General features: G+C 39.8%; 8 protein-coding genes. 5 read left to right on the forward strand and 3 right to left on the reverse strand.

The annotated features are described in order from the left end of the window. Positions 1 to 3 precede the first annotated feature (3 nt). Positions 4 to 2,433: a beta-galactosidase GalA gene (gene galA, locus P0Y49_07790; GenBank protein WEK21039.1), complete on the forward strand. Its 2,430-nt coding sequence runs from the start codon at positions 4 to 6 to the stop codon at positions 2,431 to 2,433. Here galA and P0Y49_07795 read toward each other — a convergent pair. From P0Y49_07795 to P0Y49_07805, 3 genes are read right to left on the reverse strand one after another with little or no spacing between them, the layout of a single operon-like run. Then, entirely contained in the window at positions 2,428 to 3,594 is a 1,167-nt protein-coding gene (locus P0Y49_07795) for an NAD(P)/FAD-dependent oxidoreductase (protein WEK21040.1), read from the reverse strand. The genes galA and P0Y49_07795 overlap by 6 nt on opposite strands. Positions 3,595 to 3,622: 28 nt before the next feature. After that, positions 3,623 to 4,375 carry an AraC family transcriptional regulator gene (locus P0Y49_07800; GenBank protein WEK21041.1) on the reverse strand — a complete coding sequence of 251 codons (753 nt, stop codon included), beginning with the start codon at positions 4,373 to 4,375 and terminating at the stop codon, positions 3,623 to 3,625. Between the two features lie 12 nt (positions 4,376 to 4,387). Further along, positions 4,388 to 5,518, reverse strand: coding sequence for a DEAD/DEAH box helicase (locus P0Y49_07805; GenBank protein ID WEK21042.1), 1,131 nt, complete (start codon positions 5,516 to 5,518; stop codon positions 4,388 to 4,390). A gap of 208 nt (positions 5,519 to 5,726) precedes the next feature. Between P0Y49_07805 and P0Y49_07810 the strand changes: the two genes are divergently transcribed. The 4 genes from P0Y49_07810 (at position 5,727) to P0Y49_07825 (ending at position 13,729) form a co-directional block, all read left to right on the forward strand. After that, a complete protein-coding gene (locus P0Y49_07810; protein WEK21043.1) occupies positions 5,727 to 8,507 on the forward strand; it encodes a TonB-dependent receptor in 2,781 nt (926 codons plus the stop codon). 4 nt (positions 8,508 to 8,511) lie between these two features. Further along, positions 8,512 to 9,924: a hypothetical protein gene (locus P0Y49_07815; protein ID WEK21044.1), complete on the forward strand. Its 1,413-nt coding sequence runs from the start codon at positions 8,512 to 8,514 to the stop codon at positions 9,922 to 9,924. 5 nt (positions 9,925 to 9,929) lie between these two features. Beyond that, positions 9,930 to 11,114 (forward strand): metallophosphoesterase, encoded by a 1,185-nt coding sequence (locus tag P0Y49_07820; protein WEK21045.1) that lies wholly within the window; start codon positions 9,930 to 9,932, stop codon positions 11,112 to 11,114. A 227-nt stretch (positions 11,115 to 11,341) separates the two neighbouring features. Then, positions 11,342 to 13,729, forward strand: a complete 2,388-nt coding sequence (locus P0Y49_07825) for a plasma-membrane proton-efflux P-type ATPase (protein ID WEK21046.1) — start codon at positions 11,342 to 11,344, stop codon at positions 13,727 to 13,729. Positions 13,730 to 13,743 lie beyond the last annotated feature (14 nt).

Here is a 13,743-nt window from a genome sequence, read left to right on the forward strand (position 1 = left end):
AATATGCGCCATTACATAGGAACCTTTCTCCTGATGCTGAGTATTCAGCTATGCAGTACATGCCCTTTAATTGCCCAACAAGGCTTTGTTCAACAAAAGATCAATTTTGATGATGACTGGAAGTTTAGTCTTGGACATGCTGCCGATCCGGCAAAGGATTTTAATTACAAAATTGCCAATTTATTTGCTAAATCAGGAAAGGCCGAAGGAACAGCGATAACACCAGGTTTTGATGATAAGGGCTGGCGGACATTGTCATTGCCGCATGATTGGGCTGTTGAATTGCCCTTTGTGAACTCGCCAAATCTGGATGTGATGGCGCATGGTTATAAGCCTGTTGGCGGTTTGTTCCCCGAAACGAGTGTAGGCTGGTATCGTAAGCATTTTAAGGTTGCTAAAGCAGATTCAGGTCAGCGTTATGAAGTGCAGTTTGATGGGATTTTCAGAGATGCACAAGTTTGGGTTAATGGGTACTATCTTGGAAATCACCAGAGTGGGTATCTTGGCGTAAATTACGATCTTACGGATTATCTACGTTTTGGGAAAGACAACGTGCTGGTGGTACGCGTAGATGCCACTCAATATGAAGGTTGGTTTTATGAAGGTGCCGGAATTTATCGTCACGTATGGTTAAAACAGCACAACAACTTACACATTCCGGCTTCGGGTGTTTTTGTCCATGCAGATGTAACGAATGATAAAGCTCGTGTTACCGTCGAAACTACAGTAGAGAACCTAAACCTGAAGCCTGAGGGCGCAACTGTTTATACCTACATCACGGACAGGAATGGGCGTAAGTTAGCACAAAGTGAACCTTCAAATCTTACTATGGATACCAGGGATCAAGCAACAGCCCATCAGGTTTTGGATCTGAAACAACCTAAACTTTGGTCGCTGGAAGATCCTTACCTATATAAGGTCGTTTCTGTGGTTCAGTTGGGTGGTAAAAAAATAGATAGTCTTGTTACCCGTTATGGTGTTCGAACCATCACTATCGACCCTGAAAAAGGGCTGTTCCTGAATGGGAGGCATGTTAAAGTTATGGGGACAAACAACCATCAGGATCATGCAGGTTTAGGGAGTGCTTTACCGGATTATCTGCAATATTACCGCATTGGATTGTTAAAGGAAATGGGTGTAAATGCTTATAGAACAAGTCACAATGCACCAACGCCGGAGCTATTGGATGCATGTGATAGTTTAGGTATGCTGGTAATGGATGAGCAAAGACTATTAAACAGTAGCCCGGAATATGTTACTCAATTTGAGCAGCTGATTAAAAGGGACAGAAATCATCCGAGCATTTTTATGTGGTCTATTGGTAATGAAGAAGGGATGATGCAAACCAATTCTACAGGGAAACGCGTGGCACAAACACTATTGGCTATACAGCGGAAACTAGATCCTTACCGTTTGAGTACCTATGCTGCGGATCTGGCAAATGTGTTTCAAGGAGTAAATGAAGTGGTTCCGGTCAGGGCATTTAACTACAGACAATTTGCGGTAGCAGATTACCATAAAAGTCACCCCCTGCAACCGGTAATTGGTACAGAAATGGGGAGTACAGTAACTACAAGAGGGATTTATGTAAAAGATTCAATCGCAGGTTATGTTCCGGATCAGGACATTACTGCGCCCTGGTGGGCAAGTAAGGCCGAAACCTGGTGGACACTTGCCGCAGATAACCCTTTCTGGATGGGTGGATTTATATGGACAGGCTTTGATTATCGTGGAGAGCCTACACCTTATCACTGGCCTAACATTAACTCTCATTTCGGGGTGATGGATATGTGCGGTTTTCCTAAGAATATTTATTATTACTACCAGTCGTGGTGGACCAACAAAGACGTGCTGCACATCTCTCCGCATTGGAACTGGAAAGGAAAAGAGGGACAACCTGTGGAAGTTTGGGTAAATAGCAATGCAGACGATGTTGAACTTTTCTTAAATGGTAAAAGTCTTGGAAAAAAGGTAATGCCTAAAAACGGACATTTAAACTGGATGGTAGCTTATCAGCCCGGAACATTATCGGCCATAGCCTATAAAAAAGGTAAAAAGATAACAACTAAAGTAGAGACCACGGGGACTGCTTACCAGCTGGTTTTGAATGCTAGTCGTAGCAAAATACAGGCAGATGGAAAAGATGCTGTAGTGGTTAATGTAAGTGCAGTAGATCGGCAAGGCAGAGCGGTGCCGGATGCGAACGCTATGGTCGATTTTTCTGTAACAGGAGATTTAAAGATAATCGGAGTAGGTAATGGAGATCCAAGCAGTCACGAACCGGACAAATATCTGGAAGGAGCATGGAAAAGAAAGCTGTTTAATGGTCGATGCCAAATTATTCTGCAGGCCGGAAAAGAAGCCGGGCAGACTAAGCTTGAGGCTAAATCTGCCGGACTACTTGGGGCAAATGTTGTGATTGGAACTTTATAGAGGAGCTTCAAACATAGCCATCATCCTGGCTATGGCATTGTCATCATGCATCCATAAGGTATTGTCAAGTGATCCTTCTGCAGCTTGTGCAGACCTGATACGCATTTGGTTTTCGTAATTGGCTATGGCAGCTTGCAGTGTTTTATATTGAGGATCAATCAAGTGTTCAGCCAATTCCAGCGCATCTAACATGGCCATATTTACGCCTTCACCGGCATAAGGAGGCATTAGATGCGCTGCATCACCCAACATGGTTAAATTTGATAAGGCATCCCAGTTTTGATCCAACGGGATACAATAAAGAGGCCTTGGCATAAAAGGAGTCTCTGCATTTTCAAATAATTCCTGCCAAATGTTATTCCATTCTGCAAATTCACACTTAAACCAATTCAGGATGCTAGCTTTATCCGAAAAATCCAGTTCACTTTGGCTTGCCCAGTGCTCTGCTGCTCTGAAACCTGCATAAAAAGCCACACTTCCGTCGCCTTTTGAACTGACAATTATTGTTTTTCCAGTACCAAAACCAAATATCTTACCATCTTTTAATAAATCACAAATACGGGGAATTTTGCGCTCAGCATCATATATATTGCCTTCGATGGCAGTTACACCCGAATAAAAAGGCTTGATTGGGGTAATCAAAGGCCTGATTTTAGAGTTTGCGCCATCAGCTGCAATCACCAGATCCGCTACAGCCGAAGTACCATTTTGAAAGTCGAGCGTCCAGGTATTACCCGTATGCCTCATCGTTTTAAATTGACTGTTCCATACAACTGTATCGGGATCTAAAGTATCCAATAAAATTTTACGCAACGGACCGCGGTCTATTTCCGGGCGAAAATAAGGACTGCCAAATGTTGCTTCCTCTTGATTAGTTGTGCGTTCGTCGAAAAATACATGGGCATGATGATCTACAATACACATCTTATCTGCACCAGGGCGGTAATTTGATTTAAAGGCATCCATCAGTCCAGCCTTTTCCAAAGCTTTTAAGCCAGAATCGTCATGAAGGTCAAGTGTAGCTCCCTGTACTCTTGTATTTTTATCCAGGTCTCTTTCGTATACTTTTACTGCTGCACCATTCATCTGTAGAAGTCTGGCAAGTGTAAGACCACCCGGGCCGCCACCTACAATAGCTATTTTTATGTTTTGAATTAACATTTTGAATATAAGTTTAACAGATGTAAAACTATTGCTTCTTCAATGCTGATAATTGTATAAATCGGTCGTTTTTGTTTTTCGACAATTCTCCGGGAGCTACTCCCGAGAATTTTTTGATCTCCCGGATAAAATGTGCCTGATCGGTATAGTTTTGTTCCGGAAAAAGTCTTCCGTCTATGAGTTGATGAAACGAGGCGCTAAATCTTAACAGGTTACAATAGAGTTTCAGAGGAATGCCAAACTGCTGATTAAAGTACCTGTTGATCTGCCTGCTGCTCCAATATACCTTTTCGGATAATTCTTTAACGGTTATTGAACCGTTTGAGGTATAGATGAGTTCAAAGAGCTTCTGCTTTCTGTCGTCTATTTTTCCTTTGATCAGTTCCTTTAATTTGTTTGCAGCCTTTATATAAAAGCGGTCAAAATCACTCAGGTCGTCCTCGCTAAATCCCCAAAAATCAGCAGGTAGTTGCCGGGCTTCATTCACTAAATCAGCGATGCTGGTTTTTAACAGGTATTCAATGGCCGGTAATTTAAAGCTTATGGCAAAAATGACCATTTTAGGGCTAAGTGATGTTTGCTCTGCTTCACTTTCCAGTCCCATGAGCATAATGTGAAACGGGTCTGATAAAGAGCAGGAGAGGGAAAGATCTATTGTGGCATTGGGTAAGACTACAATTTCTTTGGGTTCTTCTGAAAGATTGGCTATCATCCAGAAACCTTCTACAAAGTCGGATAGGGATGAATCTGGTTTGATTATTTTATATTCAATCTCATCCATCCCCTTTTCTTGTTATAAAATCGTTGCACCATCAATCAGGTTCACTTGTTTACCCATCTTTTTTTGTATCACTTCAAAATGATGGAGTTCACTCTGGCTAATTAATGAAATGGCATCACCCGCCTGGTCTGCACGGCCGGTTCTACCTATGCGGTGTACATAATCTTTAGGTGATCGGGGTAATTCATAGTTGATGACAAAAGGAAGGAAATTAATGTCAATTCCTCTGGCCATCAAATCTGTGGCTACCAATACCCTAAGCTTACCTGTTTTAAAATGATATAAAGTATCGGTTCTGGCACCTTGACTTTTTTTGCTGTGAATTGCTCTGGCATCAATGTTATTTTTACGAAGCTTGTTCACAATCGCATCAGCTTGATGCACTGAAGAAGCAAATACCAATACTTGTTTCATTTCATGGTGATTGATCAGATAACGTAAAAAAGGGCCTTTCTTCTCATCTGAAACGATATAAGCCACCTGGTTGATCAAGTCCAGCGAATCCTCTTCAGCTTCGATTTTAATTACCAGTGGATCATGTAGCAGGATCTGGTGAATATGTTGAATGTCATCACTCAATGTGGCAGAGAACAATAGGTTTTGACGCTTTTTAGGTAACAGCTCGATAATTTTGTTTACCTCCTCTTTAAAACCCAGGTTAAGCATCTTATCGGCTTCGTCTAGTACCAATGTTTCTAAGCCGGATAAGTGTACTGCATTTGAAGCTACCAATTCCAATAACCTGCCCGGTGTAGCAACAAGCACATTTACGCCTTGCATAGCCATCATTTGAGGGTTAATGGAAACACCACCATACACTGCCAATGTTTTAACAGGTTGTGGAAGTGCCTTGCTAAAAGTCTTGAAAACCTCTTTTACCTGTTCGGCCAGTTCACGTGTAGGAACCAAAACCAATACATTCGCATGGCGATTTTTTACGCCTAATGTTTGCTGTAAATTCATTAAAATCGGTAAAACATAGCCGGCGGTTTTTCCGGAACCTGTTTTAGCAATGCCTAAAACATCTTTTTTATCTAATATGGCTGGTATAGCTGCTTCTTGAATGGGGGTAGGTAAGGTGAATTTTTGATCTATCAGTGCTTTCAATAAAGCAGGTGACAAACCTAAGGAGGTGAAGGACATGTTATTCGTTATTTGAGGTAAAATTAAACAAAAATTGTGGTTAGTTTAATCAATAGCTCTTCATCAGCACTACACTTCATTTTGCATTTAAATTTCGAACAATGTTAAGTTCTTGTTATCAGTTTGTTATGTCTATGCTGTAGCTCGAAAAGTACAGAATTCCTCCAGATTTCGGCGGCTTTCTTTGTAGAAAACTTAAAGCCAGCAAATGAAACATTTTTATCATCTAAGTAGATTTTTACTGTTATTCCTATGCATATTATATTCTCTCAATGGATCTGCCCAGGCCATTAAAGGTAAAGTAACCGACGCCGTTACAAAGGAGCCTATTGTAGGTACATCTGTATTAATGAAAGAAAATGGCAAAGTTGAATTTGTACAGTTAGATGGAAATTTCAATTTTAAACATGTGAAGCAAGGAGATTATCAGTTGGAGTTTCACTATTTGTCATATAGAACAAAAAAGGTAAAAGTATCTGTAAATCCTAAGAAAACAACATACTTAAGTGTAGAATTAGAATCAAATACCGAAGAGTTAAAGGCGGTAACCATTGCCGGCGACGGAGGATCTACTGATAAGCGTTCCAGAACCCTGGAAAAGGATGCAAACCAGTTGGTTAATATCGTTTCATCCCGAAATATCGAACTTTCACCCGATATCACAGTTGCGAACGTAATGCAACGTATATCAGGCGTAACTATTGAGCGAAGCTCATCGGGTGAAGGCAGGTACCCAATCATCAGAGGCATGGAGAAACGTTACATCAATACACTGGTTAATGGGATAAAAATTCCAAGCCCTGATAATAAAAATCGTTTTATACCATTGGACTTATTTCCTGCAGAATTATTGGAGCGTATTGAAGTAAGTAAAACACTGATCCCATCAATGGAAGGTGATGCAATAGGTGGGACTATCAATTTAGTGATGAAAGATGCTCCTGCTAAAACCTTGTTTAATGTGAACTTTACGGCCGGATATAATACGGTATTTGCAGATCGTCCTTTTTCTGCGTTTAGCAGATCATCAATAGACAAGCTTTCGCCCAGCGAATTAAATGGGAATAATTACCGCGCTTTACCTTCAGATTTTCCGACGGATAACCTTAACTTCTCCAATAAATCGAACCCGATAAATACTAATCTGGGCGTTACCTTTGGTAGCCGTTTTGGAAAGGACAATAGATTTGGGTTTATTGTTTCCGGAAGCTATCAAAATAACTATACCGGGAATAACTCGCTCTTCTTCCTGCCGAATGCCCACCCGGGGGTTAATAATGTGCCCCAGTTTCCTGAACTTCAGGCGCGTTCGTATTCCCAGCAAAGTCGCCGCCTGGGTTTAAACAGTAAATTGGACTATAAAATAAATGATAAGAATAAAATATCCCTGATCAATGTTTTCGTTCGTTTGGATGATTACCAATCCAGGATGATTAGCGATACCATTGCTTTAAGCTCTTTGGTTGATGGCATGAGCAGAAGCAAATGGCAGTATCAATCCATCTACAACGCCACACTTCAGGGAAATCACCAATTATTAAAAAGCACAAAGGTAGATTGGTCTTTAGCTTATTCGGATGCTAATAATCACATTCCTGATCAGGCAGAGTTTATACATGAATTTCCGATTGCATCCACAGCAGTTAGTGGCGATAGGGTACAGGGAATGAAACGGATATGGACACATAATGGCGACAAAGATTACTCAGCGTATTTAAATTTTACTAATAGTTTTGACCTGTTAAGCCGCAAGTTTGAGTTAAAATTTGGCGGTGTGGAGCGAAATAAAACCAGGGATAATTATTACAGCGCTTATAGTTTGGATCCAACGCCGGGCGAACTTTATACGAATGTAAATGATGCTGTTTTGGGTTTCAAAACTCCTGATGCAGCCTTATTTTCACCTGATGGTAATAATTATACTTTTAAGGAGAACATTGCTGCAGGTTATGTTCAAGGCAAGTGGCAGTTGACGGATAAATTGGAGGCTTTGGGCGGATTAAGGGTTGAAAATACCAGCCAAAATTACAATACCCAATTGCCAACTTCAGTTCCTTTTAAAACAGGTAAAATTACTTATACTGACTTTTTGCCAAGCGCAATATTTAAATATGTCTTGAAAGAGAATCAGAATTTAAGGTTGTCTTATTACAAAGCTTTGGCAAGACCAGGTTTTGCAGAATTAATACCAGATGGGCAACAGGGAGATATATTCAAAGAATCGGGTAATCCATCTGGTTTAAATCATACCACTGCTGATAATCTGGATTTAAGATATGAGTTATTTCCAAAAAATGCGGATGAGATTTTAGTTGGTGTTTTTTATAAGAAAATTCATGATCCGATTGAAATTGCAACAAACGTAAAGAACCCTTTAACGTCTTTGAAGGTCGGAATTACCGAATTGATGCTGATCCCTCAAAATTTTGGTGATGCCACAAACTATGGTTTTGAGTTTGTATATACTAAATATTTTGGCCCGTTTGGAGTGGTTGCCAATTATACCTATACCAAGTCAAAAATTACATCTGATAAGCTAATGTCCTATAGAAATGACGCCGGACAGGTAATGAGTAAAATCCTATCAGAAACGAGACCATTGCAAGGACAATCCAATCATATCGGGAACCTGGCCTTGCTGTATAAGGATCCTAATGCCGGTTTAGATGTTCAGGTAGCTTTTGTTTATACAGGCGAACGTATCGCTTTGGTAAGTCCGAATTATGGATTGGACTATTGGCAGGCGCCTACAGTACGACTTGATTTTTCGGTAGAAAAAAGGCTAAATAAGTCATTCTCAATCTATGGTAAAGCGAATAACTTAACCAATACACCTTATGTTTTGGAATTACATCAATCTTATAATGACTATCTAAATGCTCCGGGGGCAAGGCCATTAAACCTCCAAACAGATCCTGACCATAAAATTACTGTACAGAAGGATTATTTTAAACCAAGCTTTTTATTAGGTGTTCGCTACAAACTTTAATCATATGAAAACGAAAATATTATTTTTAGTCACTTTACTGATTCCGGGTTTACTATTCTATTCGTGCAAGAAAATTGCGGACCATAAGGATTTGTCATCAGCAGTAGTTTTAGTTGCTGCCCCAATAAGTGATGTAGGTTGTTTAACACCAACGGGTACTAATACTGAATTGGCCGTAAAAGGAACCATGTTATCCGGTAAAACCTATAACGTATGTGGAAATCTAATAGTCAATGAAAATGATACTTTAACCATCCAGGAGGGAGTAACTGTAAATTTTAACGGAAATTATGGGCTTGGTGTAAAAGGAACATTAATTTGTTTAGGTACTAAAGAAAATCCCAATCTTTTTACCGCTCCAGGTACGGTTAAAACCGATCAAATTGGTGCTGATCCGGCAAAAGATCCAGCGCTTAAGGCCAAGTGGACCGGTATAATTGGTGGTCCTACTTGTAAAGCAATAATCATCAAATGGACACATATCGAATTTGGGGGCGCCACTCCAAGCGGTGCAATTGCTACACTTTCAAAAAGTCCGTATCCTTTATTTTTCCAGAATCCATATGGTATATTGGTACTGGAAGATTCCTGGGTTTATGGTAGTGTTGATGACCCAATTCGTACGTTGGGTGGAAAAATTGCCATTATGAGAAACACATTTGAAAAATGTGGTGCAACAGGTGGAGAGGCTTTAAATGCAAAAGCAGGCACAATTGGAGATTTTGCCTATAATTTATGCATAGGAATTGCGACTAATGGGCCTAAGATTTCAAATGCAGGAGCAGCTGTTGGCGTACCCAACTCTAATGTTAGAATTTATAATAATACGATTGTAAATTGTGGTTACAGAAGACAGGCTATTGGAAGGGGCGGATCAATCAATTTTGAACAGGATGCAGGCGGTATGGCTTATAATAACCTGATGGTGAACTGTAAGTTTGGTTTACGTGTGGTTCAAAATCCAATTGCCGATCTGGAAAATTTACGATATGGCTATAATTTCACTTATGCAGATTTTGCTTCGGTTGCCAATCAAATTTATCCTTCGCTGTTAAACAGCGCTGCCATAACAGAGGCGAGGTCTACTGATATTCCTAATCCGGCTACTTTCTTGCCGGCAAATTGGAAACCTGGAGATGAATATACTGCAAACCCTATAATTATAGGTGCTAACAATCCTCAGTTTATTGACGCTCCTGTACCTTTACCTGCGGGAGTAAAGCTTGAAGACATCACTACAGTTGGGAAATATAATTTTGCATTGAAATTAACCTCTCCATGTATAGGGAAAGGGTTTACCAATTTTACGCCCAGAGCTGATGTACCAATTGATCCGAAGTTTGGAGCTACTGAAATAACTCCTCCGGGAAGAGATCTTGGCGCCTATCAAATTAATGGAACAGGTAATCAGCATTAATCATTATGTTAAAAGAATTTATTAAAATGGGATTGGGGTTGCTGGTCGCTGTTGCATTCAATGTGCTTGTGATCAGTCCGGCAGTATTTGCTCAAAGTGCTAAAAAAACTGCGGTCCTGAATTTTATATATACTTCTGATGCACATTATGGCATCACCAGAAGCGATTTTCGTGGGGCTAAAAATGTATCAGGTCATACTGTAAATTCGGCTATGATTGCGGCAATTAATGAGCTGCCTAAATTAAAGCTGCCAGCAGATAATGGGGCTAACAGTGGCAATGTGGTTGGAGGTATTGAGTATTTGATTGAAGGTGGAGACATTGCTAACCGAATGGAAATACCTATACAAAGTGCAACAGCTTCCTGGAAAGAGTTTGAATCAGATTATGTAGATCATCTAAATTTGAAGCAACATAACGGATCCCAAACGGAGCTGTTACTAATTCCTGGAAATCATGACATATCGAATGCAATAGGGCACTATAAAGCCATGCAGCCAATAGCCGATCCTGCATCAATGGTCAATATCTATAATAAGATGATCAAGCCGGAAAAGTTAATTACCAGCAAAAATTATGATTATAACCTGCATAAAGTAAACTATTGCAGAAATGTAAATGGTGTACACATTGCTTTCATTAATTTATGGCCAGATTCTGCAGAAAGAATCTGGCTAAAAAATGATTTAGATACCGTATCGAGTACAACGCCAGTCATCATCTTTACTCATGATCCACCCATTTGCGATGCTAAGCATTTTACAAACCCTGTGTCTCCGTACGGTATAACAGAACGAGATAAGTTCGAAAATCTTGTTGTTGAGCGTTACAAAGAGGCTAAAAATGAAACTGAAGATAAGGGAATGACAGACATTGAACAACGAGGCTTTGTGAAATTTCTAAAGGCATATCCTAACATTAAAGCCTATTTCCATGGTCATAGCAATTCGAATGAATTCTATATTTATCATGGGCCAGATCAAGATGTTAATCTCAATGTTTTTAGAGTTGACTCTCCTATGAAAGGGAAGTATTCGTCAAAAGATGAAAAATTGTTATCCTTTCAGCTCATTAGTCTGGATGCTGTAAATATGCTATTAACCGTAAGAGAATGTTTATGGAATACGGAGCCTTTAAACCCATCGAAATCGACGACTTTTGGTAATATGATAACGATCAGTTTAAGGTGAGTTTTCAACTAAAGGTAATTTATTTTACTATTAGTTATTGGATTTTAATCAGACGCTGAACGACTTAATCCGTAGAGTGTCCGTTCAATGTCCGTTCATATGCCGCCCAATTAATGGAACCTATAAGGTATGTAAACGTTAACTATTAGGAAATTTGGAGGCAAAATATCATAAAATGAAACAATTGTTTCGATGGATTTGTAGTTGAGGTGAAGTCTGCGTAAAATATGAATAGTCAAAAAGATCCAAATGAAGACAAATCCATTGCTGATGTTTTAACCGAATTTAAAGTGCAGACGGATAGTGGATTAACCAATTCTGAGGTACATGAGCGTCAAAAGACTTACGGGTTAAATGAAGTACCGGAGGAAAAGCCATCCATGTTGCTGGTGTTTCTTAAACATTTTTTGGGGCTTACCCCGTTTATGTTGGAATTCACCATTGTTGTGTCTTTTTTGCTTCGTAAATATATAGATGTATACCTGATTAGTGGCTTAATGCTGTTTAATGCCATTGTTAGTTTTATTCAGGAACGCAAGGCTACAAAAACGGTAGCTGCCTTAAAAGGAAGCCTGCAAGTAGCTATACGTGTTCTAAGAAATAAAAAATGGCAACAAATTAAAGGAAACCAAATTGTGCCCGGAGATATTGTACGTTTTCGTACCGGTGATCTGATCGTTGCTGATGCTAAACTGATTGATGGCGAAACAGGTGTAGATCAATCGGCCTTAACAGGAGAATCAAAGCTGAACAATAAAAAAAATGGCGATGTATTATATGCAGGCTCCATCATTAAGAACGGGGAGTGTACGGCAGTGATCGTCGCTACAGGAATTAAGACATTCTTTGGTAAAACTGCTGAGTTAGTTCAAAAAGCTAAACCACGGCTACATATGGATGATGTAGTAGCCAATGTGGTAAAAATACTCATTATTATAGTGCTGGTATTCCTGACCATGACGGTTGTGGTTTCATTGATGCGAGGAGAAACTTTCTTGTCAATTCTGCCTCTTTTACTCATTTTATTAATTTCGGCAGTCCCCGTGGCGCTACCAGCTATGTTTACAGTTAGTATGGCAAAGGGTTCACAAGAACTGGCGGCTGTGGGGGTATTGGTGAGTCGCTTAAGTGCTACAGAGGATGCGGCCACCATGACTACTTTATGCATTGATAAAACAGGTACGCTTACTGAGAATAGATTATCAGTCCAGGAGGTCATAGCTGCCAGGGGTTTTACAGTTACCGAAGTTCTTCAATATGCTGTATTGGCTTCGGTAACCGCTAATAATGATCCAATTGACATGGCTTTTATTCAAAAGGCCTTTACAGAGCATATAGATATGCAGGACTATAAGCAGGTTTCATTTGTACCCTTTACGGCTGCAGCTAAAAGAACCGAGGCCGTTGTTCAAAAGGACAGCGAACAATTCACTGTGTTAAAGGGAGCATATGATACACTTATGGAATTGTGTAGACATAAGACATCAGAATTAGATAAAACGGTAGAAATATGGGCGGGCAAAGGTTTCAAAACAATGGCAGTAGCTGTAAAACATAAGAATACCATTAAAATGGTGGGTATTGCTGCGCTTATAGATCCGCCTTTACCTGATGCGGCAGAAATGATTGCCAAAATAAAAGAGTTAGGAGTAAAGGTAAAAATGCTGACAGGTGATGCATTACCTATAGCAAAAGAGATTGCCATAGAAGTTGGTGTAGGTCGCGACATCGTTTCAGCACGTCTGCTCAGAAACAAGTCTAACGCAGATTCCAATCCCCAAATGAGGATTGGGCATGATGGCTTTGCAGAGGTTTTACCGGAAGACAAATTTAACATCGTAAGCGTTTTACAACAACGCCATGAAATAACCGGTATGACGGGCGACGGGGTTAATGATGCCCCTGCATTAAAGCAAGCCGAAGTGGGGATTGCGGTCAAATCAGCAACAGATGTTGCTAAGCAGGCGGCAAGTGTAATCTTATTAAAAGAAGGATTGGAAAGTATCATCAGTTTGATTACTGTTGGCCGTACCATTCATCATCGCATAACAAATTGGGTGGTAAGTAAAATCTCCAAAACATTGTTTACAGTCATATTTGTATGCTCTGCATACCTCATAACTGGACAATTTATTGTAGATGCCATGGACATGATTATGCTGTTATTTCTTTTGGATTTTGTGGCTTTAACATTATCTACAGATCGGGTCAATTGGTCCCAAAAGCCGGAAAGTTGGGCATTAAAGCCACTTGCTAAAAAAGGTTTCGTGTTGGGTTTACTATGCACAGCAGAAGCACTTTTATGGTTGTTTATTGGGGAAAAATATTTAGGAATTACCCAGATTGACCAGCTCCATTCCTTTGGCTTCGCGATTCTTTTTTTTACCGGCATTTTTAATATTGTGATTGTACGAACAAAAAAGAGGTTTTATCAGCAGGGGATAGGCAGCATATTACTTTTCGCAATAATAGCTGATATTATTTTGGTGCTCCTTATGTTAACAATGAACATACCTGGGTTTGCAGTGTTGTCGGATGTTGTAACTGCCAGTACTCTCCTTTATTTTCTGATTTGCGGATTGGTTATAAATGACTGGGTTAAAAGTAAATCTTAAGCATAATTTTTGCT

The sequence above is a fragment of the Candidatus Pedobacter colombiensis genome, from assembly GCA_029202485.1.
GTDB lineage: Bacteria > Bacteroidota > Bacteroidia > Sphingobacteriales > Sphingobacteriaceae > Pedobacter > Pedobacter colombiensis.

Bases quoted from the DNA above. Each gene is read 5' to 3' on its own strand.
- galA (WEK21039.1), top strand. From the start codon at position 4: ATGCGCCATTACATAGGAACCTTTCTCCTGATGCTGAGTATTCAGCTA.
- P0Y49_07795 (WEK21040.1), bottom strand. From the start codon at position 3,594: ATGTTAATTCAAAACATAAAAATAGCTATTGTAGGTGGCGGCCCGGGT.
- P0Y49_07800 (WEK21041.1), bottom strand. From the start codon at position 4,375: ATGGATGAGATTGAATATAAAATAATCAAACCAGATTCATCCCTATCC.
- P0Y49_07805 (WEK21042.1), bottom strand. From the start codon at position 5,518: ATGTCCTTCACCTCCTTAGGTTTGTCACCTGCTTTATTGAAAGCACTG.
- P0Y49_07810 (WEK21043.1), top strand. From the start codon at position 5,727: ATGAAACATTTTTATCATCTAAGTAGATTTTTACTGTTATTCCTATGC.
- P0Y49_07815 (WEK21044.1), top strand. From the start codon at position 8,512: ATGAAAACGAAAATATTATTTTTAGTCACTTTACTGATTCCGGGTTTA.
- P0Y49_07820 (WEK21045.1), top strand. From the start codon at position 9,930: ATGTTAAAAGAATTTATTAAAATGGGATTGGGGTTGCTGGTCGCTGTT.
- P0Y49_07825 (WEK21046.1), top strand. From the start codon at position 11,342: ATGAATAGTCAAAAAGATCCAAATGAAGACAAATCCATTGCTGATGTT.